The 21,320-nt window shown below is 62.8% G+C and carries 25 protein-coding genes; 2 read left to right on the top strand and 23 right to left on the bottom strand.

Going from position 1 to position 21,320, the window contains the following annotated elements:
• Positions 1 to 52: 52 nt before the first annotated feature.
• The 23 genes from A2I95_RS16795 to A2I95_RS16905 all read right to left on the bottom strand — a co-directional run bounded on the left by A2I95_RS16795 (position 53) and on the right by A2I95_RS16905 (position 18,720).
• The gene (locus A2I95_RS16795; protein WP_291731227.1) at positions 53 to 838 is read right to left on the bottom strand and encodes a TIGR02186 family protein; all 786 of its coding nucleotides are present in this window, start codon (positions 836 to 838) and stop codon (positions 53 to 55) included.
• A 2-nt stretch (positions 839 to 840) separates the two neighbouring features.
• On the bottom strand, positions 841 to 1,764 hold the full coding sequence (locus tag A2I95_RS16800) for a sulfite exporter TauE/SafE family protein (protein WP_291731229.1): 924 nt from the start codon (positions 1,762 to 1,764) through the stop codon (positions 841 to 843).
• Between the two features lie 288 nt (positions 1,765 to 2,052).
• Positions 2,053 to 3,018 (bottom strand): ABC transporter permease, encoded by a 966-nt coding sequence (locus A2I95_RS16805; RefSeq protein ID WP_291731231.1) that lies wholly within the window; start codon positions 3,016 to 3,018, stop codon positions 2,053 to 2,055.
• A complete protein-coding gene (locus A2I95_RS16810) occupies positions 3,018 to 4,112 on the bottom strand; it encodes an ABC transporter permease (RefSeq protein WP_291731233.1) in 1,095 nt (364 codons plus the stop codon). The genes A2I95_RS16805 and A2I95_RS16810 overlap by 1 nt, the downstream gene beginning before the upstream one ends.
• A complete protein-coding gene (locus A2I95_RS16815; RefSeq protein WP_291731235.1) occupies positions 4,113 to 5,642 on the bottom strand; it encodes an ABC transporter ATP-binding protein in 1,530 nt (509 codons plus the stop codon).
• Complete coding sequence (locus tag A2I95_RS16820; RefSeq protein ID WP_291731237.1) at positions 5,639 to 5,992, bottom strand: nuclear transport factor 2 family protein; 354 nt, start codon at positions 5,990 to 5,992, stop codon at positions 5,639 to 5,641. The genes A2I95_RS16815 and A2I95_RS16820 overlap by 4 nt, the downstream gene beginning before the upstream one ends.
• A gap of 17 nt (positions 5,993 to 6,009) precedes the next feature.
• Positions 6,010 to 7,005: a BMP family ABC transporter substrate-binding protein gene (locus tag A2I95_RS16825; protein WP_291731239.1), complete on the bottom strand. Its 996-nt coding sequence runs from the start codon at positions 7,003 to 7,005 to the stop codon at positions 6,010 to 6,012.
• Positions 7,006 to 7,158: 153 nt separating this feature from the next.
• On the bottom strand, positions 7,159 to 7,584 hold the full coding sequence (locus tag A2I95_RS16830) for a GNAT family N-acetyltransferase (RefSeq protein WP_291731241.1): 426 nt from the start codon (positions 7,582 to 7,584) through the stop codon (positions 7,159 to 7,161).
• Positions 7,577 to 8,206, bottom strand: coding sequence for a tRNA (adenosine(37)-N6)-threonylcarbamoyltransferase complex dimerization subunit type 1 TsaB (gene tsaB / locus A2I95_RS16835; RefSeq protein WP_291731243.1), 630 nt, complete (start codon positions 8,204 to 8,206; stop codon positions 7,577 to 7,579). The genes A2I95_RS16830 and tsaB overlap by 8 nt, the downstream gene beginning before the upstream one ends.
• Entirely contained in the window at positions 8,203 to 8,646 is a 444-nt protein-coding gene (locus A2I95_RS16840) for a GFA family protein (protein WP_291731245.1), read from the bottom strand. The genes tsaB and A2I95_RS16840 overlap by 4 nt, the downstream gene beginning before the upstream one ends.
• Complete coding sequence (locus A2I95_RS16845) at positions 8,636 to 9,202, bottom strand: NifU family protein (protein WP_291731247.1); 567 nt, start codon at positions 9,200 to 9,202, stop codon at positions 8,636 to 8,638. The genes A2I95_RS16840 and A2I95_RS16845 overlap by 11 nt, the downstream gene beginning before the upstream one ends.
• A gap of 69 nt (positions 9,203 to 9,271) precedes the next feature.
• Positions 9,272 to 9,871 carry a 2-hydroxychromene-2-carboxylate isomerase gene (locus A2I95_RS16850; protein WP_291731249.1) on the bottom strand — a complete coding sequence of 200 codons (600 nt, stop codon included), beginning with the start codon at positions 9,869 to 9,871 and terminating at the stop codon, positions 9,272 to 9,274.
• A 19-nt stretch (positions 9,872 to 9,890) separates the two neighbouring features.
• A complete protein-coding gene (locus tag A2I95_RS16855) occupies positions 9,891 to 10,346 on the bottom strand; it encodes a universal stress protein (RefSeq protein ID WP_291731251.1) in 456 nt (151 codons plus the stop codon).
• Between the two features lie 313 nt (positions 10,347 to 10,659).
• Positions 10,660 to 11,523 carry a branched-chain amino acid aminotransferase gene (locus A2I95_RS16860; protein WP_291731254.1) on the bottom strand — a complete coding sequence of 288 codons (864 nt, stop codon included), beginning with the start codon at positions 11,521 to 11,523 and terminating at the stop codon, positions 10,660 to 10,662.
• 343 nt (positions 11,524 to 11,866) lie between these two features.
• On the bottom strand, positions 11,867 to 12,628 hold the full coding sequence (locus tag A2I95_RS16865) for a Phenylacetic acid catabolic protein (protein ID WP_291731257.1): 762 nt from the start codon (positions 12,626 to 12,628) through the stop codon (positions 11,867 to 11,869).
• 24 nt (positions 12,629 to 12,652) lie between these two features.
• Positions 12,653 to 13,726, bottom strand: coding sequence for a 1,2-phenylacetyl-CoA epoxidase subunit PaaE (gene paaE / locus A2I95_RS16870; RefSeq protein ID WP_291731258.1), 1,074 nt, complete (start codon positions 13,724 to 13,726; stop codon positions 12,653 to 12,655).
• Between the two features lie 10 nt (positions 13,727 to 13,736).
• Positions 13,737 to 14,210 carry a 1,2-phenylacetyl-CoA epoxidase subunit PaaD gene (gene paaD, locus A2I95_RS16875; protein ID WP_291731261.1) on the bottom strand — a complete coding sequence of 158 codons (474 nt, stop codon included), beginning with the start codon at positions 14,208 to 14,210 and terminating at the stop codon, positions 13,737 to 13,739.
• 151 nt (positions 14,211 to 14,361) lie between these two features.
• Positions 14,362 to 15,123 (bottom strand): 1,2-phenylacetyl-CoA epoxidase subunit PaaC, encoded by a 762-nt coding sequence (gene paaC / locus A2I95_RS16880; protein ID WP_291731264.1) that lies wholly within the window; start codon positions 15,121 to 15,123, stop codon positions 14,362 to 14,364.
• The gene (gene paaB / locus A2I95_RS16885) at positions 15,123 to 15,407 is read right to left on the bottom strand and encodes a 1,2-phenylacetyl-CoA epoxidase subunit PaaB (protein ID WP_008557866.1); all 285 of its coding nucleotides are present in this window, start codon (positions 15,405 to 15,407) and stop codon (positions 15,123 to 15,125) included. The genes paaC and paaB overlap by 1 nt, the downstream gene beginning before the upstream one ends.
• Before the next feature lie 11 nt (positions 15,408 to 15,418).
• Complete coding sequence (locus A2I95_RS16890) at positions 15,419 to 15,817, bottom strand: VOC family protein (RefSeq protein WP_291731291.1); 399 nt, start codon at positions 15,815 to 15,817, stop codon at positions 15,419 to 15,421.
• Entirely contained in the window at positions 15,814 to 16,791 is a 978-nt protein-coding gene (paaA, locus tag A2I95_RS16895; protein ID WP_291731293.1) for a 1,2-phenylacetyl-CoA epoxidase subunit PaaA, read from the bottom strand. The genes A2I95_RS16890 and paaA overlap by 4 nt, the downstream gene beginning before the upstream one ends.
• Before the next feature lie 22 nt (positions 16,792 to 16,813).
• Complete coding sequence (gene pcaF, locus A2I95_RS16900) at positions 16,814 to 18,016, bottom strand: 3-oxoadipyl-CoA thiolase (RefSeq protein WP_291731295.1); 1,203 nt, start codon at positions 18,014 to 18,016, stop codon at positions 16,814 to 16,816.
• Between the two features lie 137 nt (positions 18,017 to 18,153).
• Positions 18,154 to 18,720, bottom strand: a complete 567-nt coding sequence (locus A2I95_RS16905) for a GNAT family N-acetyltransferase (RefSeq protein WP_291731297.1) — start codon at positions 18,718 to 18,720, stop codon at positions 18,154 to 18,156.
• 127 nt (positions 18,721 to 18,847) lie between these two features.
• On the opposite strand from A2I95_RS16905, the gene A2I95_RS16910 reads away from it, so the two are divergent.
• Together A2I95_RS16910 and A2I95_RS16915 are read left to right on the top strand one after the other, a co-directional pair.
• Positions 18,848 to 20,473 (top strand): sulfatase-like hydrolase/transferase, encoded by a 1,626-nt coding sequence (locus tag A2I95_RS16910; RefSeq protein ID WP_291731299.1) that lies wholly within the window; start codon positions 18,848 to 18,850, stop codon positions 20,471 to 20,473.
• A 130-nt stretch (positions 20,474 to 20,603) separates the two neighbouring features.
• On the top strand, positions 20,604 to 21,254 hold the full coding sequence (locus tag A2I95_RS16915) for a GntR family transcriptional regulator (RefSeq protein WP_291731301.1): 651 nt from the start codon (positions 20,604 to 20,606) through the stop codon (positions 21,252 to 21,254).
• The last annotated feature ends 66 nt before the right edge of the window (positions 21,255 to 21,320 follow it).

The following is a 21,320-nucleotide window of genomic DNA, read 5'->3' on the forward strand; positions in this document are numbered from 1 at the left end:
AAAAATACCCCGGGGTGAATTGGCCGTACGGCCAAAGAGGGGCCGGCCCCTCTTACCGGTTCCGAAGCAAGCTGAAGGCCGCAGAAGCGCCCCAGCCGGAGGCGATCGCAATGGCCAAGGCCATCAGGCCGTAGAGAAAAGGCTGCTCGCGGGACATCGAAAACAGGAACCGTTCCAGCCCCACTTTGCGCACATCGATTGTGGTCTCGTAACTGGACACAACCTCGCCGCCGCGGGTCAGAAAGATGCGGGTCTGGTAATCGCCTTCAGTCAGGTCCGCCGGCATCTCAATGGCGGTGCGGAACAGGGTCTGCTCATCTACTGCGACCGTGTTTTCCCGCAGCGAGTAGAGCCCGTTGTCCTCGCGGATGCGCACCACCGCGTCAGCAAAGGACTGGGCGCCGCGGATGTGCATTGCCGCACCGACCGATCGGATGGCCCGTTCGATGGACACCCGGAAACGCAGATCTTCGGTATCCGTCAGCACCTGGTCAAACGGTGCGCTGGTGGCCACCGCATAGAAAGCCGGGGCCGAGTCGACCAGCACGCTGTCCACATTGACCCAGATGCCCAGCTTCTTTTCCTTGCGGCGCACCATCACTGCCGGGGCAGGGCCGGAGACGGTAACAATCACTTCCAGCGGATCCTCCGACGGGATCGGGCTTTCCCGTTTCACCGCGCCGAAGACCAGAATTTCCGAGCCATCAAAGGTGGCGGTGATCGCCACCCGGTCCTGGCTGAGGCCCAGAACGACTTCTTCCTTGGCGGCTTGGGCCGCTGACTGCGGCAGCAGTGCCAGGGCCGCAGCTGTGAGGGCGGACATAAGCAGCTTGCGCATGATCAGTGGCCTCCTGCAGCGCCGAGCGAGTACAGCTCAGCCGGTTGCAGCAGCAGCTCAAGCCCCAGCTTGACACAGACGATGATCACCATCAGCGCCAGCAGGATCCGCAGCTGTTCGGCCTTGAGATAGACACCGATGCGGGTGCCGATCTGGGCTCCGATCACGCCGCCGACCAGCAGCAGCACTGCCAGAACGATGTCCACTGTATAGTTGGTGGTGGCATGCAGCATGGTAGTGAAAGCGGTGACCGTGATGATCTGGAACAGCGAGGTGCCGACAACCACTTTGGTCGGCATGCCAAGGATGTAGATCATCGCAGGCACCATGATGAATCCCCCGCCGACACCCATGATGGCGGCCAGGATGCCGACGCAGATGCCGACCAGGACCGGCGGGATCACTGAAATGTACAGGCCTGAGGTGCGGAACCGCATCTTGAACGGCAGCGCATGCACCCAGCTGCGCTGGCGCCGGGCGGCAGGCGCCGCACCGCCCGCTTTTTTTGATTTGCGAATGGCGTTCAGGCTTTCGATGAACATCAGCCCGCCGACCACGCCGAGGAAGACGACATAGCAGAGCTTCACCAGCAGATCGACTTGGCCAAGCGCCTTGAGGTAGTTGAACACCACCACCCCAAGCGCCGCGCCCATCAGGCCGCCGGCCTGCAGCACCAGCCCCATCTTGATATCGACGGTGCGCCTTCGGAAATGCGCGAGCACCCCGGAAAACGACGAGGCGACAATCTGGTTCGCTTCCGTGGCCACGGCCACGGCTGGCGGGATGCCGATGAAAAACAACAGCGGCGTCATCAGGAAGCCGCCGCCGACTCCGAACATGCCCGAGAGAACCCCGACCATTCCCCCGAGGCCCAGGAGAAGGAAGGCATTGACCGAGACCTCAGCTATGGGAAGGTATATCTGCATGGTCCTTGTTAAACCGCAGTTCGTTCAAAAATCAATGATCTATGCCGCTCTGCAGCGTGCAGGACTGATTTGACGCATCAAACTGGACTTATCGCTGGGTTTGCGGGCACAGGGGCAGGCGGGAAGCTCCCGCGCCCGCAGGAGATGGCTGCGCCAATCGCCTTGGCGGCCTTGGGCCGGGCACCGCACTGCGTGCGGTGCAACAGGGGCCTGCTGTGACACCTCTGAGGGGCAGATAAGGAAACGCCCGGTGCGGGGCCGGGCGTTTCAGCAAGACAGACGCAGGGCTTAACGCTCCTTGACGTAAGGCTCGCCGCCGGCGCGGGGCGGGATCGCCTTGCCGACAAAACCGGCCAGGATCACCACTGTCAGCACGTAAGGCAGCGCGTCCATCGCCTGCACCGGGATGGTGATGCCGCCCAGTTCGATGTTCTGGAACCGCAGTGCGACGGCCTGCAGCAGGCCGAACAACAGGCAGGCGCCCATGGCGTGCCAGGGCCGCCACTTGGCAAAGATCAACGCCGCCAGGGCGATGAAGCCGCGCCCTGCGGTCATGTCCTTGACAAAGCCTGCCTGCAACGCAGTGGCCAGATAAGCCCCGGCAATGCCGCACAACAGGCCGCAGATCATCACTGCCGCGTACCGCAGGCCGACAACCGAGACGCCGGCAGTATCGACCGCCGCCGGGTTTTCACCCACCGCGCGCAGGCGCAGTCCGAACCGGGTGCGGAACAGCACCCACCAGGTGGCAGGCACTGCCAGGAAGGCGATATAGACCAGGATCGAATGGCCCGAAAGCAGCTCGGAATAGACCGGGCCCAGCACCGGCACATCGGACAGGCTGTCGGCAAAGGGCAGGGTGATCGGCCCGAACCGCCCGCCGCTGAACAGCGACGGCGTGCGGCCGCCCTGCTGGAACCAGTCCTGGGCGATCAGCACGGTCATACCCGCCGCCAGGAAGTTGATGGCGACGCCGGAAATCAGCTGATTGCCGCGGAAAGTGATCGACGCCACACCGTGCAGGCCCGCCAGCACCAGCGAGGATCCGATACCGGCCAGCAGCCCCAGCCAGACATTGCCGGTCACGGCAGCGACAGCGGCGGAAAAGAAGGCGGCCATCAACATCTTGCCTTCCAGGCCGATGTCGAAGATGCCCGCGCGCTCGGAGAACAGGCCTGCAAGGCAGGCCAGCAGCAGAGGCGTGGCCAGGCGGACGGTGGAGTCCAGCAGTTGGATGATCGTCAGGAAATCCATCAGCTCCGCCCCTTCCGCACCGCCAGGAAGATCTTCTCAAGCGGCATCCGCACCATGTTGTCCAAAGCGCCGGTGAACAGGATCACCAGCGCCTGGATCACCACGATCAGCTCGCGCGGGATCGAGGTCCAGAGCGCCAGTTCCGCGCCGCCCTGATAGAGGAAGCCAAAGAGGATCGCCGCCAGAAACACGCCAAAGGGATGGTTGCGGCCCATCAGCGCCACTGCGATGCCGATGAAACCGGCGCCTTCGGTGGCGTTCAGCACCAGACGCTCGGCCTCGCCCATCACGTTGTTGACCGCCATCATGCCGGCCAGCGCGCCGGAGATCAGCATGGCGATCATGACAGTGCGGACCGAGGAGATACCGGCATAGCGCGCGCCGGGTTCCGATTTGCCCAGCGAACGGATTTCATAGCCCAGCGGCGTGCGCCAGATCAGCAGCCAGATAAACAGGCAGGCGCCCACAGCAACCAGCAGGCTGACATTGGCCGGGGCCGATTTGGAGAAGCTGATACCGATGGGGGTCAGCAGCTCATGCAGCGACGGCAGATGCACGGCCTCGGGGAAGCGCGCGGTGGCCGGGTCCATCGAGCCTTCGGGGCGCAGCACGTTGACCAGCACATAGTTCAGCACCGCCGCGGCGATGAAGTTGAACATGATGGTGGTGATCACGATATGGCTGCCGCGTTTGGCCTGCAGGTAGGCGGGGATTGCGGCCCAGGCAGCGCCGAAAACCCCGGCGCCCAGAGCAGCAAAGATCAACGCCAGCGACCAGTGCGGCCAGGGGATCAGCAGGCAGACCAGCGCCACGCCAAGCCCCCCCAGCATCGCCTGGCCTTCGCCGCCGATGTTGAAAAGGCCCGCATGAGCCGCAACTGCCACCGCAAGGCCGGTGAACATGAAATTTGTGGCGTAATACAGCGTGTAGCCCCAGCCATAGGTGGATCCCAGGGCGCCATCGACCATCAGTTTGACCGCCGCCACCGGGTCCTCGCCGATCCCGAGGATCACCAGGGCCGACAGGAGTGCGGCCAAAGCCAGGCTGATCAGCGGGATCAGGACCACATCGGCCCATTTCGGCATCTTGTCCATTTACGCGGCCTCCCCCGCGACACCGGCCATCAACAGGCCCAGTTCTTTCTCGTCCGTCTGATCCGCCGGGCGCTCGCCCATGATCATGCCGTCAAACATCACTGCAACCCGGTCCGCCAGCGACAGGATCTCTTCCAGCTCGACCGAGACCAGCAGGATCGCCTTGCCCTGATCGCGCAGCTCGACGATCTGCTTGTGAATGAATTCGATGGCGCCGATATCGACGCCGCGGGTCGGCTGTCCGATCAGCAAAAGCTCGGGGTTCCGCTCAATCTCGCGCGCCACAACGATTTTTTGCTGGTTGCCGCCGGAAAAGCTTTTGGCGGCCAGCCAGGGATCGGGCGGGCGCACGTCGAATTTTGCCATCTTGGCTTCGGTATCCGCCTGCAGGGCGGCGTTATCCAACAGCAGACCGTTCCTGTAGGCCGGATCGCGGTGATAGCCAAAGGCCACATTCTCCCATGCGTGGAAGTCCATGATAAGGCCTTCGCGCTGGCGGTCCTCCGGCACATGGCCGATATGGGCATCCCTGCGCGCGCGCGCATCCGCACCCTGGCCGCGCAGCGGCAAAGGGGTGCCATGCAGTTTGATGCTGCCGCTGCCCGCTCGCATGCCGCCCAAGACTTCCAGCAGCTCCGACTGGCCATTGCCGGCCACGCCTGCGATGCCGACAATCTCACCTGCGCGCACGGTCAGGTCGATGCCCTTGACGCGCTCGACGCCGGCCTCGTCCACCACCCGCAGGTTTTCAATCTCAAGGATCGGTGCGCCGGGCCGGGCCGGCACCTTGTCCACCCGCAGCAGCACCTTGCGGCCGACCATCAACTCCGCCAGATGTTCGGGGCTGGTTTCAGCCGTCTTTACGGTGGCAGTCATCTGGCCGCGCCGCATCACCGAAACAGTATCGGTATACTCCATGATCTCCCGCAGCTTGTGAGTGATCAGAATGATGGTCTTTCCCTCGGCGCGCAGCCGGTCGAGGATGCGGAACAGCTGGTCCGCCTCAGAAGGTGTCAGCACACCGGTCGGCTCATCCAGGATCAGGATCTCGGCTTTGCGGTAGAGCGCCTTCAGGATCTCGACCCGCTGCTGCATACCGACACCGATCTCGTCGATGCGGGCGTCGGGATCCACGAACAGCTCGTACTCTTCTTCCAGCGCCTTCAGCTCCTTGCGGGCACGGCGCAGCGAGGGCATCAGCATGCCGCTGTCCTCGGCCCCCAGCACGATGTTCTCCAGCACGGTGAAGTTCTCCACCAGTTTGAAATGCTGGAACACCATGCCGATGCCCGCGGCAATCGCCGCCTGACTGTCGGGAATCGCGGTCCGCTGTCCCTTGATCCAGACCTCGCCTTTGTCGGCCTTGTAAAAGCCGTAGAGGATCGACATCAGCGTCGATTTGCCGGCACCGTTTTCACCGATGATCCCGTGAATGGTGCCGGGGGCGACGCTGATGGAAATGTCCTTGTTTGCCTGGACCGGGCCAAAGGCCTTAGAAATGCCTTTGAGTTCGATGGCGGGAGCGGTCAATCGGGCTCTCCCATGCCTGTGAATCCGATCAGACGCACCACCTTGGCGTCTTCCAGATCAGCAAAATACTGGCCGCGCACCATCAGTTGGCCGTCCTTCAGGAAATCCACCGTGGCGCGTGCATGGCCATGATGTTCCGAGACGGCTACCACCTTAGCCGCGGCGCCGGGCATCATCGCGCTGAACTGCGCGATGTAGTCCAGATAGGCGTCACGGCCTTCGATGGGGACGGGAGTGTTGGGATCAGAGTAATAGAAACGAGGCCCAAGGGCCGCGTCGGTTTTTGCAGCGCGGTCCTCGGGCGAAGGGTCGCCCCAGGCCGCAAACAGAGTGATAAGGGAATCCGTCATGGCCTGGGGCTTTCTGCTTAGAAGCTCAGCGCGGGGCAGCTGTCGTCAGACATGTAGTCATGCACCTTGATCTCACCCGAGGCGATCTTGGCGGCAGCGTCGTCTACTGCAGCCTGCATGTCAGCAGAGACCAGCGATGCGTTGTGTTCGTCCATGGCATAGCCGACACCACCATTGGCCAGGCCCATGACCGAGAAGCCGGTTTCCATGTCCGCGCCATCCGAGAACGCCTCGAAAACCGCGTTGCCGACCTTTTTGGTCATCGAGGTCAGCACCTTACCCGGGTGCAGGTGGTTCTGGTTGCTGTCCACGCCGATCGACAGAATGCCTTCGTCAGCTGCGGTCTGCAGCACGCCGACACCGGTGCCGCCGGCCGCGGCATAGACCACATCAGCGCCTTGGCTGATCTGTGCCTTGGTCAGCTCCGAGCCCTTTACCGGGTCGTTCCAGGCCGCCGGGGTGGTGCCGGTCATGTTAGAAATCACGTTGGCATCCGGGTTGGCCGCCTTGACGCCCTCGGCGTAGCCGCAGGCAAACTTACGGATCAGCGGGATGTCCATGCCGCCGATAAAACCGACGGTGTTCGATTTCGACGCCATCGCCGCCATCATGCCAACCAAGTACGAGCCTTCATGCTCGTTAAACACCACCGAGCGCACGTTGTCGCCTTCAACCACCATGTCGATGATTGTGAACTTGGTGTCGGGATAGTCGCCTGCAACCTGACCCAGGGCATCGGCAAAGGCAAAGCCGACCATCACAATCGGATTGGCGCCGGCCTCGGCAAAGCGGCGCAGCGCCTGCTCGCGCTGGGCTTCGGACTGCAGCTCAATCTCGCGGTAGCTTTCGCCGGTCTCATCTGCCCAGCGCTGGGCGCCGCCGTGCGCGGCCTCGTTGAAGCTCTTGTCGAACTTGCCGCCCAAGTCGAAGATCAGCGCGGGCTCGGCCAGTGCGGCACCTGCGGTCAGGGCCAGCGACGCGGCTGCGCCCATCAGCGATTTCATCAGGGTCATCAGGTTAACTCCCACTGTCATTATTGTTGGATGCAGCGGAGGTTCCGCTGCCCGGCCCCGTTCAGGCCTTAAAGGGTGTGGCAATTTAGCCTGCAGGGCAGGGAGGGGGTCAACCGCTTTTTGACCATTTGGTGCGAAATCCGCGCAACTGGCCTAGCGGAAGGCTTTTCTCATCAACAGCGCATCCGCCGCTTTTGTCCCAATCCGGCGGTAGTAACCTGCGCGGCGCCCGCATTCCGCGAATCCGCAGGCACGGTACAATGCCTGCGCCGGGGCGTTGTCCTCGGCGACCTCAAGAAAAACTTCGGCCGCACCGCGATCCCGGACAGCTGATTCCCAGTCCGCCATGCAGCGCCGCGCCAAACCCTGGCGCTGATGCGCGGGGTCGGTGGCAATGGTCAAAAGTTCCGCCTCATCCGCGATCACCCGCACCAGGGCAAAACAGCGTGCATCACCGGCGGCAAAGACCAGCGGGCTGTCCAGCAGGGAGGCGAACTCTGCAGCGTGCCACGGGCGGGATTGGGTGAAGGCCGCGGCATGGGTCGCGGCCATCTTCTCCGGTGTCAGCGGTTCACTCATCAATCAGCGCAGGCGGAACATCACTGGAAGGCGCAGCATCTGCAGCGCGCAGGTACAGCGGTGCAGGCGGCTCAGTCACGGTGCGGAACCGTGCAGCGGCAATGCGTGCAACAGCTTCGGCAATCCCTGCTGGGCTTGCCTCGGGCGCAAAGGCCAGCCCGGCACCGCGGGCGGCCGCTTCAGCCTCTTGGCGCGGCATCAGACGCGGTGCCTCGCGCGGCAAGGCGGCATAGACCTGATTGCGCGGGGCAGGCACGGCCGACAGGGCGCCTTCAGCGGTGCGGGCGTCAAACCCGTCGACGCCGACAGCCGGAACTTCCAGCCCCAGCGCCAGCCCGCGCGCTGCGGAAACGGCAATGCGGATGCCGGTGAAATTGCCAGGCCCGACGCCGACGCCAATCGCATCCAGATCTTGCCAGGCGGCGCCGCCTTCGGCCAGCACCTCTTCCAGCAGCAGCATCAGCCGCTCAGCCTGGCCGCGGGTCATTTCTTCCAATCGGGACGCCAGAACCTCATCCCCGCGCAAAAGCGCAGCGGCGCAATGGCCGGCCGAGGTGTCAAAGCCAAGAACCAGCGGCTGAGAGCCATCATTTGTGAATTCGGGGGTGTCTTGCATAGTCATGTCTTGCTGCCGGCGCTGTTCAGCGCATCGCGCCCGGATCCCTCTGCACGCGGCAGGTCATCAGTGAAATGCAGCCAGGGCAGGCGGGATCTTTCGTGGCAATGGATGTCCGGCGCCAGTTCATCCGCCTGGTCCAAAATACCAACAGGCACATAGATCTGGCCGGGCAAGTAGCCGAATGCTGCCGCCAGTGGTGATCCGCAGTCCTTGCAGGTCCACCGTGAAACGCCGGGCTGACTGGAAAACGCCGGCCCCAGACCAGGCTCAGCGCGGAGATCCGCCTCGTCAAAGGCTGCGAAGGCGCCAACAGGACCGCCGGTCCAGCGGCGGCAGTCGCTGCAATGGCAATAGGCCACCGTCTGCGGGCGGGCGCTGAATTTCAGCCGTATCGCCCCGCAATAACAGCGGCCTGTAATGGGAAAGGCTGCCTCAGACGGCAACCGGGCGCACCTCGGTGACTTCCGGGATATAATGGCGCAGCAGGTTCTCGATGCCCATCTTCAGTGTCAGGGTCGAAGACGGGCAGCCCGCACAGGCGCCCTGCATATGCAGATAGACCACACCGCGGTCAAACCCATGAAAGGTGATGTCGCCACCGTCCTGGGCCACCGCCGGACGCACGCGGCTGTCCAGCAGTTCCTTGATCTGGTTGACGATCTCGGCGTCCTCGCCGGAATGTTCGGCATGGCCCGAGGCCGGATCGGCAGAGCCGTCCGCCATCACCGGCTGGCCGGACTGGTAATGCTCCATCACCGCGCCGAGGATGGCGGGCTTGATGTGGTCCCACTCAACGCTGTCCGCCTTGGTCACAGTCACAAAGTCATTGCCGAAAAAGACGCCGGTCACGCCGTCGACCGCAAAGATGCGGGAGGCCAGCGGCGATTTGGCCGCAGCATCGGCGCTGGGGAAATCAGCAGTGCCTGCTTCCAGAACGGTCTGGCCCGGCAGGAATTTCAGCGTCGCCGGGTTGGGCGTGGATTCAGTCTGAATGAACATGTCGGGTCTCCGTTAAGCGTGCCCCCGATATGCGCTCTGCGCGGCCTCAAGTCAAGATTTGGAACTATTCTAAATCGTACGGGCGGCGGCGTGGTCTAACGCCTGCTCCAGCCGGTCGTCGCCCCAGAACAGTTCCGGCCCGCTGGTGAAACTAGGCGCGCCGAAAATACCTGCGGCGCTGGCCGCCTCGGTCTGCGCGCGCAGTGCCGTTTTGATGTCAGGCGATTGCGCGCGGTCCAGCAGGTTCGCATCCAGTCCGGCCTGATGCAGACAGTCCAGCAGGACAGGTTCAGCGGAGATATCGGCCCCGGTCCCGAACTGTGCCTGAAACACGGCCTGGGCAAAGGTTTCGATTCGACCGTGCTCTGCTGCGGCCAGCGCCAGCCGTGCGGCCGGCAGCCCGTTTTGCGGAAACGGATCGGGGCGGCGGAAGGGCAGGCCGCGGGCCGCGCAGATCCGCTGCATGTCGCGCCACATATAGCGGCCCTTGGCAGGGAAGAGGTTGAAGGGCGATGTGGTCCAGCCCTGGGCAGCGAAGATGGGACCCAGCAGAAACGGCTTCCAGGTAACTGCGGCGCCGCGCGCCTTGGCGGCGCTGCTGATCCGCATCACGCTGAGATAGGAGTAGGTGGAAGCAAACTCAAACCAGAAGGCGACACTGCGATCCATTGCCTCCGCCTCCTGCTGGTCAGGTAATGGCTTCCAGCTTTTCCTTCGACAGATCGCCGGGCACTATGGTTATCGGCACCGGCAGGGCGCCAGATGTTTTGGTCAGCTGAGTGACCAGCGGTCCCGGCCCTTTGCGCCCGGTTCCGGCACCCAGCACCAGCACGCCGATTTCGGCGTCGTCCTCGATATACTGCAGGATTTCCGGCACCGCTTCGCCTTCGCGGATCACCAGATCGGGGTCCACGTTCTGGCGGTCGCGCATCCATTTGGCAAAGACCTCGAAATGGGCGTGGATCCGCTCGCGCGCTTCTTCCCGCATCACTTCGCCGACGCCGATCCAGTGGTTGAATTCGTCCGGCGGGATAACTGACAGAATTGTCACGCCCGCACCGGTGTGCGCCGCCCGCATCGCGGCAAAGCGCATCGCGTTCAGGCATTCGCGGCTGTCATCCAGCACCACTAGGAATTTGCGCATCTTCGCTCTCTCGTTGTTCCACCGCGGATCATGACCCAAGCGGGCGCATCAGGCAATAGAGCCAAAGCTGCCAGGCCGTTGCGATAATCTGGCCCTAGACTGCCGGTTGTGCGGGGCAGGGGAAGTGCTCCCGCTCCCGCAGGATTATCCGGCTGTGCCGGAAACTCCTTGGCGGCATTGGGCCGGGCGCCGCGCAGATGCGCGGCGCGGCGCCGTGCGCAAGCATGGTGTGATGCCCAACCGCACCGCGGGCTTTTGCCAAGAAGATCGCACGCGGGCGGGAGCCTGTTCCGCCCGTGAGGCAAGCGGAATGTTACCTTTGGCCGGATGCCCAATCCCAGTACATTTCGCGCACCCGCTTGGCCACAGGACCGGCCTGATACCGGCACGCGTCAAAGGCGGTGACCGGGGTGATCTTGCTCATATTGCCGGAGAGAAAGACCTCATCGGCCTCTTCGAAATCCTGATAACTCAGCACGCATTCCTGAACGGGGATACCATCGGCACGCATGTTGCTGATGTGGCGGGCGCGGGTGATACCGGCCAGAAACGTGCCGTTTGGGATCGGAGTGAACACTGCGCCATCGCGCACCATGAAGACATTGCTGGTGGCCGTTTCCGCCACGTTGCCCATCGCATCCAGCGCCAACGCATTGGAAAACCCCTTGCTGCGCGCCTCCCGCAGCATCCGGGCGTTGTTGGGATACAAGCAGCCGGCCTTGGCATTCACCACCGCATTTTCCAGCACCGGGCGGCGAAAGCGGGTGCGGGTGAGTGTTGCGGCAGTGGTGTCCGGTGCCATCGGAATTTCCTCCAGGCTGACCGCAAAGCAGGTGCTGTCAGGCTTGGGGGCGATCAGGGTCTCGTCCCCGTCTGCGGCCCAGTACATGGGCCGGATATAGACCGCAGCACCAGGCGCAAACGCCTCCAGCCCCTCGCGGATCACCTCCGCCATCTGCTCTGTTGAAAGCGTAGGGGTCATCATCAGCGCCTGGGCCGAGGCGTTGGTGCGGGCGCAGTGCAAGTCCAGATCCGGGACCACCCCTTCAAAGAACCGCGCGCCGTCAAACACCGAGGATCCCAGCCACATTGCATGATCCGCGGCTCGCATCACCGCCAGGTTCCCGTCATGCCACGTGCCGTCAAAATAGGTCCGGATGGTGCTGCCCGCTGCCATTGCATTGCCCTCGCTTTACGTTGCGAAAACTAGGCAGAGTTGGCGCGGCAGTCCAGACATGCTTACTTTCCAGGCGGGTGGAGCCGCAGCCGTGAAATGGGCAAACCACATGCTTTTCAGTGCCTTACATGGCGCGGATGGCGGGATGTGACGTGGCGTTTGGTAGGTCAGTAATACTGCCCAATTGTTTCGCGCGCGAAACATTCGGTCAGGAAAGCTGACTTAATCAACCTTAGCATGTGTTTCCGGCAAGATCCAGCGCGCCGCAAGGCGCGCCCGGCCCAACCGGGCAAGCGCATCCGGATGCGCGCAGGCCCGGGCGGGAGCGCATTGCTCCGGCGGGTTACGCAGCCGGTTTCAACCCGGTCTTGCCAAGAATTGCCCGGGCTTCCTGCTGCCATCGGGCTTTCAACTCGGCATTCGGGGTACGGCGCAGGCCCATGGCCTTGAGCCCTTCGAACTTGTCCGATGCTTCCTGGCCAAAGCTTGCCGCCACCCGCGGCCACCAGTAGTCCGCCAGTTCTTGCAGCGCTTGCGTGCCGTGAGCCTCGACCAGCGCCATCAGCCCTTCTTCCGCCAGTTCCGCATGGTGCGCCTCGACGGGCAGAATGGCGCGAAACGCCTCGGCCAGCGGCTGGTAGGAAACATGGGACAGCTCCTCCAGCTGCAGTGCCACCGCGCGGCCCATCAGGAGGTTCATCATCACCGCATCGGCCCAGCCTTCCAGCGGGTAGTTGAACACGGCAAGCCGCATGTCGTGCTTGGTACGGCTCTGGCCGATGTCGGCATTCCGTTCCAGCCGTGCGGTCCAGGGGTGGTGGTCGGCATAGCGTTCAGTATCGGCGCCAAAGTCACCCATGATGCGCAGCACCTTCTCGGCGCTGTCGGATTTTTCCAGCACGATCTTTGCGGCGGCGATGCGGGCCTTGATGCCGGGGCCTTCGTTGATGATGTCGGCAAAGCCGGCAGCACCCGCCAATTCGCTGTCGACGAAGGTTGCCATCATCTTCATCAGTTCGGCGCGATAGCGCGGCGGCACGTTGGAGGGGTTGGTCAGAACCCCGCCCTGTGCCAGATAGCTTTCGATGCTCATGTCTTCGGTCATGGTCTTGCTCCCTCGCTCTTGCCGTTACTGGTCGTAATCTACCACGACATTGTCCGTCACCGGATAGGCCTGACAGGACAGCACATAGCCCTTTTCGACCTCGTAATCCTCCAGCGCATGATTGGCGACCATCTCGACCTCGCCTTCCAGCACCTTGCAGCGGCAGGTGGAGCAGACGCCGGCCTTGCAGGCGTATGGCGCGTCCATCGCGTTCTCCAGTGCCGCATCCAGCAGGGTCATGTCCTTGCCCATCTCGACGGTCTGGGTAGCACCGTCCAGGGTGATCGCAGCCTTGGTCTGATTGGCGCTGCTGGCGGCATCCGTTGCGGTGGCCTTGCGTTTGGCGCGGCCCGGCTGGGCCGAGGCGAACAGCTCAAACTTGATCTGGCTGTCATTGAGACCGGCAGTGCGCAGCGCGCTGGCGATGCCCAGCATCATCGGCTCAGGCCCGCAGATGAAGGCGGTGTCGACCGATTGGATGTCGATCCAGTGCTTAAACAGCTGAGCGCATTTTTCTTCGGTCACCAGGCCGGTGAACAGGTCGATTTCCTGCGCGTCCGACTCCAGCACGTGGATCACGTTGAAGCGGCCCATGTAGAGGTTCTTAAGATCCTCCAGCTCCTCGCGGAACATGATCGTGTTCACGCCCTTGTTGGCATAGACCAGCGTGAAGGAGGCGTTCGGCTCTGCCGCCAGCGTGGTTTTGAGGATTGAAAGAACCGGGGTGATGCCGGAGCCGCCGGCAAAGCCCAAATAATGCTTCTCAGTACCTGCATCGAGCGGTGTGAAGAAGGTGCCCATCGGCGGCATTGCCTGCAGGGTGTCGCCGGGTTTCAGCTCTGTATTGGCCCAGGTGGAGAACGCGCCGCCATCGACGCGTTTGATGCCGACCTGCAGGATGCCTTCGTCCTTGCCGGCGCAGATTGAGTAGCTGCGGCGCAGCTCCTCGCCGTCGAAGTCGCGGCGGAAGGTCAGGTACTGGCCTTGGGTGAAATCGAACTCCTCAGCCGCGCCGTTTGCGGGCTTCAGGGTAACTACCACCGCATCGCGGATGGTTTTACGGACGTCGGTGACTTCAAGGTCGTGAAAGCGCGCCATCAGGGTCTCCTCAGATGCACTTGAAATAATCAAAGGGTTCGAGGCAGTCCTGGCAGCGCCAGTGGGCCTTGCAGGGGGTCGAGCCGAACTGGCTGACCTTGGTGACATGTGTGCTGCCGCAGTTCGGGCATTTTTCAGGGCCGCCAGCGGCTTGGGGCGGGGCGATACCGTAGTCTTCCAGCTTGGCGCGGCCCTTGGCGGACATCCAGTCGGTGGTCCAGGCGGGGGCGATCTGGGTTTTCAGTTGCAGATCCCGGATGCCATGATCCCGCAGAGCGGTTTCGATATCCAAGGCAATCACCGCAGTTGCCGGACAGCCGGAGTAGGTCGGGGTGACGGAAACAACCAGAGTTTTGCCTTCCCAGGCCACATCGCGGATGATGCCCAGATCCACCAGCGAGATCACCGGGATCTCCGGATCCGGCACGGCGTCGAGCCACTGCCATATCTGGTCAATGCTTGGCTGAGTTGTCACTTGGCTCATGCGGTTTATCCTCATTGGCTGTTCCGCCCGGATGGTAGGCCCGGCAGACCCCGGCCTCTCCGTCAAACCAAAGGTTTGCCTTCGGCAAAGCGGGAGGGGGCTTCACCCCCACTCGAGGCCGGGGGCCGCCCTCAGTTCTTTGGCCTTGGCCCTACCACTTGGCGCCCGGATAGGCGCGCTGCAGCCATTGCATTTGGGTCAGCAAATGGCCCAGGTGCTCGGTGTGCATGGTACCGGTGCGTCCGCCCTTATGGGCAAAGCGGCTCTCCGGGATGGTCAGCGTGGCCTCATTCAGGATGCGGGAGACCAGCGCGTCATATTCCTCGCGCAGGGAGGCCGGATCGGGCGCGATACCCGCCTTGACCATCTCGGCGTCCACATCGTCGGACTGGAACATCTCGCCCGCATAGGGCCACAGATAATCCAGTGCCTCCTGCATTCGGCGGTGGCTTTCCTCAGTGCCGTCCCCCAGGCCCACCACGGTATCAGCGGAGCGTTCCAGGTGATAGGCGACCTCTTTCGAGGCCTTCCCGGCAATCGCGGCAACGCGTTCGTCGGAGGATTTCATCAGCCGGCCCAGCTGGATCGAGTGCCAGGCGTCGAACAGGAACTGACGCATCAGGGTGCGGCCGAAGTCGCCGTTCGGCACCTCAGCCAGCAGCACGTTGCGGAAGTCCCAGGCGTCGCGCAGGAAGGCCAGGTCGTCGGCGGTTTTGCCAGTCCCTTGTACCTCAGCCGCAAGGCCGAGCCACATCTGCGTCTGGCCAATCATATCCAGCGCGGTATTGGCCAGCGCGATGTCCTCTTCCAAAACTGGTGCATGGCCGCACCATTCGCTGACCCGGTGGCCGAGGATCAGGGTGTTGTCCCCCATCCGCAGCAGGAACTGCAGGAATGCCTCTTCGCGGGTCATTACATCGCCCCCACTTCTTCGGGGATGTCGAAGAAGGTCGGGTGGCGGTAGACCTTGCTTTCCGACGGCTCATAAAGCGGACCCTTGTCGCTGGGCGAGGATGCGGCGATATGATTGGCTTCGACCACCCAGATCGACACGCCTTCATTGCGGCGGGTGTAAACATCGCGGGCGTTCTTGATCGCCATTTCGGCGTCTGGCGCATGCAGGCTGCCGACGTGGCGGTGGCTCATGCCGTGCTGGCCGCGGATGAAGATTTCCCAGAGGGGCCATTCGTTTTTCATCGTTATGTCTCCTATTCGCTGTCCGGACCCAGTCCGGGGCCATATGCGTCGGACGAAAGGTCCTGTCCAAAGGCAAGCCCGTGGCCATCGGGGTCCTTGATCTGAAAATCACGGCATCCGTATTCACGGTCTTCGGGCAGGCTGAGATGAGGCAGGTTCAGCGCGGTGAATTCTGCGTGCAGCGCATCTGCATCTTCAACGTAAAGATATGCGGCCCAGCCTTGGTTCACCGGGATTTCGCCGCTTTCTGAACGGTCCAGCCCCAAGGTGACCTGCCCGCGCTGAACGATGCCAAAGCCGGGCGGATCGCCCCATAGCCCCTGAGCTGTGAAGCCGAGACGCTGGTAGAAGGCAACGGAGCCGGTGACGTCGCGCACCTGCAGTATCGGCATGGCGCGTTGAAGTTTCATTCCGCGGCAACCTTGTTGGCGGCTTTCTTTTTGGCATGCGCCAAGAGGCCGTCGCGGACCCATTTGCCGTCGTCCCAGGCCTTGTTACGGGCGGCGAGGCGGTCCGTGTTGCAGGGGCCGTTGCCCTTGATCACCTCAAAGAACTCGGACCAGTCCGGATCTGTGTAGTCATAGTGGCCGCGTTCCTCGTTCCACTTCAGGCCCGGGTCCGGGACCGTCAGGCCAAGGTATTCGGCCTGCGGCACGGTCTGGTCGACGAATTTCTGGCGCAGCTCGTCGTTGGTGTTCATCTTGATCTTCCAGGCCATCGACTGGGCTGAATGGACCGAGTCCTTGTCGGAGGGGCCGAACATCATCAGCGACGGGTACCAGAGGCGGTTCAGCGCATCCTGGGCCATCTTTTTCTGCTCCGGGGTGCCCTCTGCCATCTGGCGGATGGCGTCATAGCCTTGGCGCTGGTGGAAGCTTTCTTCCTTGCAGACGCGGATCATCGCGCGGGAGTAGGGGCCGAAGGAGGTGCGCTGCAGCGGCACCTGGTTCATGATCGCCGCGCCGTCAACCAGCCAGCCCACTGCGCCGATGTCGGCCCAGTTCAGGGTGGGATAGTTGAAGATCGAGGAATACTTCATGCGGCCGTCCAGCAGCATTTCGGTCATCTCGTCGCGGGAGACACCCAGGGTTTCTGCCGCACAATAGAGGTAGAGCCCGTGGCCCGCCTCGTCCTGCACCTTGGCAAGCAGGATCGCCTTGCGCTCCAGCGTCGGCGCGCGGGTGATCCAGTTGCCTTCGGGCAGCTGGCCGACGATTTCGGAATGGGCGTGCTGGCCGATCTGGCGGATCAGCGTCTTGCGGTAGCCTTCGGGCATCCAGTCCTTGGGCTCGATCTTCTCGCCCGCGTCGATGCGCGCCTGGAAGGCCGCCAGCTGTTCCGGATCGTCCTGGGTCGCTTCGGATTTGACCATCTGAGCATACATGTCTGGGACCTCCTAAAGTTCGTTACACGCGTTCGAGGATCAGGGCGGTGCCCTGTCCGACGCCGACGCACATGGTGCAAAGCGCATAACGCCCGCCAGTGCGTTGCAATTGGTAGGCGGCGGTCAGCACCAGCCGCGCGCCGGACATGCCGAGCGGGTGGCCGAGTGCGATGGCACCGCCATTGGGATTAACATGGGGCGCATCGTCCGCAACGCCAAGCTCGCGCAGGGTGGCAAGGCCTTGGCTTGCGAAAGCTTCATTCAGTTCGATCACGTCCATCTGTTCGATGGTCAGGCCGGTGCGGGCCAGAACCTTGCGGGTGGCAGGCACCGGGCCGATGCCCATGATGCGCGGCTCAACCCCGGCGGCGGCCATGCCGACAATGCGGGCCATCGGTTTCAGCCCGTTTTTGGCCGCGGCGGCTTCATTCGCCATCAGGATTGCGGCGGCGCCGTCATTGACGCCCGAGGCATTGCCTGCGGTGACAGTCTTGTCCGGGCCGTTGACGCCCTTGAGGCCTGACAGCTTTTCAGCCGAGGTGCCGGGGCGCGGGTGTTCGTCGGTGTCCACGACGATGGGCTCACCCTTGCGCTGGGGGATGGTGACCGGGGTGATCTCGTCGTTGAAAATGCCGGCCTCATGTGCGGCGGCCCAGCGGGCCTGGCTGCGGGCGGCAAGGGCATCCTGATCTTCGCGGGAGATGCCGTAATCTGCGGCGACGTTATCGGCAGTCTGCGGCATGGAATCGGTGCCGTACATTTCGTGCATTTTCTTGTTCACGAAACGCCAGCCGATGGTGGTGTCATAGACCGTATTGGCGCGGGTGAAAGCAGACGTGGCCTTGGGCATCACGAAAGGCGCACGGGACATGCTTTCGACGCCGCCCGCGATGGCCATGTCATAATCGCCCGCTTTGATGCCGCGCGACGCCATGCCGACCGCATCCATGCCGGAGGCGCAGAGACGGTTGATGGTGGTGCCGGGAACGCTTGTGGGCAGCCCCGCCAGCAGGGCCGCCATACGGGCCACGTTGCGGTTGCTTTCTCCGGCCTGATTGGCGTCGCCCAGGATCACGTCATCCAGGCTGCTCCAGTCCACATCCGGGTTCCGCGCGGCAAGCGCAGCAATCGGCAGGGCGGCCAGGTCATCGGTGCGCACCTGGCTCAGCGCGCCGCCGTAGCGGCCGATCGGGGTGCGGGTGGCATCGCAGATGAAAGCATCCATGGGTATTCACGTCTCCTGTGGCGGCGGCAGGATAAGCCGACCGTTGGGTCGGTATTACGCCGGAAGATGATTCGCGGCAAGTTAAATGTAACGGAAAAGTTCGCTCATGTGAAATCGTGTAACGAGTTGGGCGGGTTTCAACCGTTTCCCGATACCTGCCCTGTGATCCGGTTTCTAAAATCAGTGCAGAGCAGGACATCGTTGAGGTAGCGTCTGCCCTGAACCTCAAAATGGGTCAGGGCCGCTTTTTCAAAGCCTTGGCTGAGATAAAAGGCGATGGCCCCTTTGTTTTCAGAGTTGGTAGCCAGCCACGGAGCGTCCCATCCGTTGGTGCGGCACGCCTCAACCCCTGCGGCAAGCAAGGATTGCCCCAGGCCCTTCCCCTGGTGCCGGGGCTGAACGTAAAGGGTGGAGATCTCAGTTTCTGAGCTGCTGCCGGCTGGGCACGGGTTGCCGTGCGATATCCGGACGTAGCCGTCTATTCCCTCTTGGTTTTCTGAAACCAGCAGCGTTTCTGCGGGGCGGTTCAGGAGGTCAAGGAAGTGTTCGCGGGTGAATTGGCCAAGCGCATAGTCCGCAAAGAAGCTGCTGACGCCCCTGCGCAGATAGGTGCCGATCCACACTTCGATGGACAGGGCCGCCAGACTGGAGGCGTCTTCGGTCTTGGCAACGCGGATTGATCCGGGATCGGGCGTATCGGTCATAATGTGTTTTGCCTTTGGAAAAACTGCGGATGGTGGCCACGCCGGGAGGTTTTGGCGGCTGACGGAAATCATCCTCGCCATTTTGCTTCACCTGTTCAATAATCCCGGCATTTACCGGGAGGTGCCGATGAACATTCTCTACATCATGTTCGACCAGTTGCGGTTCGACTATCTGAGCTGCGCAGGCCATCCGCATCTGCACACCCCGCATATTGATGCGCTGGCGGCCAGGGGTGTGCGGTTCACCCGCGCCTATGTGCAGTCGCCGACCTGCGGCTCGTCGCGGATGTCGAGCTATACCGGGCGCTACCCGTCCAGCCATGGTGTGCAGTTCAACAGCTACCCCTTGCGGGTGGGGGAGTGGACCATGGGTGACCATCTGCGCAAGGCGGGCATGGGCTGCCACCTGATCGGCAAGACGCATATGGTGGCCGATGCGGAAGGGATGCAGCGGCTGGGCCTGGCGCCGGACAGTGTGGTCGGCGTGCGCCAGTCGGAGTGCGGGTTTGACCCGTGGGTGCGTGATGACGGGCTGTGGGCGGAAGGGCCGGACGGGTTCTATGACCAGAAACGCAGCCCTTATAATGAGTACCTGAAGGAAAAGGGCTACCCGGGTGGCAACCCCTGGAACGATTTCGCCAATGCCGGGGTTGAGGGGAGTGACGTGGCGTCCGGCTGGTTCATGGTCAACGCGGATAAGCCTGCCAATATTGCCGAGGAAGATAGCGAAACGCCCTGGCTGACCACCCAGGCGATGGCGTTCATCGAACAGGCCACAGGCCGCTGGTGCGCGCATCTGAGCTATATCAAACCGCATTGGCCTTATATCGTTCCGGCCCCCTATCACGGCATGTACGGGCCTGAGCACGTGCTGCCGGTAGTGCGCTCGGAGGTCGAGCGTGACGCGGCGCATCCGGTGTTCGACGGCATGATGAACAACCAGATCGGCAAGACCTTCAGCCGTGATGAGGTGCGCGAAAAGGTCATTCCCGCTTATATGGGGCTGATTAAACAGGCCGATGACCAGATGGGCCGGCTGTTTGCCTGGCTGGAGGAAACCGGCCGCATGCAGGACACGATGATCGTGGTGACCTCGGACCATGGCGACTACTTGGGCGATCATTGGCTGGGCGAGAAGAACCTGTTCCACGAACCCTCGATCAAGGTGCCGCTGATCATCTACGACCCGCGCGCAGATGCTGATGCTGCACGTGGAACAACCTGCGATGCGCTGGTGGAGGCGATCGACCTGTTGCCGACTTTCCTGGAGGCGGCGGGCGGCGATCCGGCGCCGCATATCCTGGAGGGGCGCTCCCTGATGCCGTTTCTGCGCGGGGAAAACCCGGCGTGGCGGGATTATGCAATTGCCGAGTTCGACTACTCCACCATGCCGCTGTGCGAAAAACTGGGGCTGGAGCCGAAGGATGCACGTCTGTTCATGGTGACGGACAAGCGCTGGAAGTTCATGCATGCCGAAGGCGGGTTGCGGCCGATGCTGTTCGACATGGAAAACGACCCGGATGAACTGGTGGATCTCGCCAAGGGCAATGCGCATCAGGAGGTCATTGGCGTTATGTATGACCGGCTGTTGGAGTGGGGGCTGCGGATGTCGCAGCGCATCACCCTGTCGGATGCGCAGATCAAGGCGCGTCGTGGCAAGTCCGGGCGCAAGGGTATCCTGCTGGGCGTTTATGAGGCGGATGAAGTGGCGCCGGAGCTGACGGAGAAATACCGCGGGCCGGTGCCGCAATAACCAGTCTGCACATTCACCTTTGCACAAATACTCCGGGGGAGCCCGCAGGGCGGGGGCAGCGCCCCCAACCCGCGTTGCCAAGCCGCGGCAGCGGGCATAAATTGACCGGAAACGCATCAGGGGCGGCGCAATGGCTGGGCAGACAGAGCAGATTCTGAACGCAATCCTAGAGGACATTGAAGCAGGCCGCCTGGTGCCGGGCGCGCCGCTGGAGGAAGGCGAACTGGTGGAGCGCCACGGAGTCTCCCGCACGCCGGTCCGGGAGGCTTTTATCCAGCTGGAAGCCATTGGGCTGATTAAACGGCTGCCGCGCAAAGGGGCAGTGCTGTTCAAGCCGACGCTGGAAGAATTCCTGGCCATTCTTGAGGTGCATGCCCGCCTGGAGGGGCAAGCGGCGGCGCTGGCGGCGCGGCGGCTGTCTCCGGCGCGGGCGGCGGAGCTGGAGGCGGTTGTGGCTGCCTGCGAAAAGCATGCTGTGGAAAAGGGCGATGGTGATCCTGCAGGCTATTATCAACTGAATCTGCGCTTTCATGCCTGTGTGGCGGAGGGTTCCGGCAATCCGTTTCTGGTCGAGATGATCAAGACCAACGCACGCAAGCTGATGGCCTACTACCGGGCGCGCTACCGCTATCCCGGCGCCATTGCCCAATCTGCCAAAGAGCACCGGGAGATTGCCGCGCTGATCGTTGCCCATGACCGTGAGGGCGCGGAAGCTGCGATGATATCCCATGTGCAATTCGATCAGGTCACGGTGATGGATCTGCTGGCAGCACTGGGGTGAGACGCTGCTGAACGGGGCCTGCGGCCCCGTGCCTCCGGCGGGAGTATTTTCAGAAAGATGAAACCG

It is taken from the genome of Leisingera sp. F5, assembly GCF_001593695.1.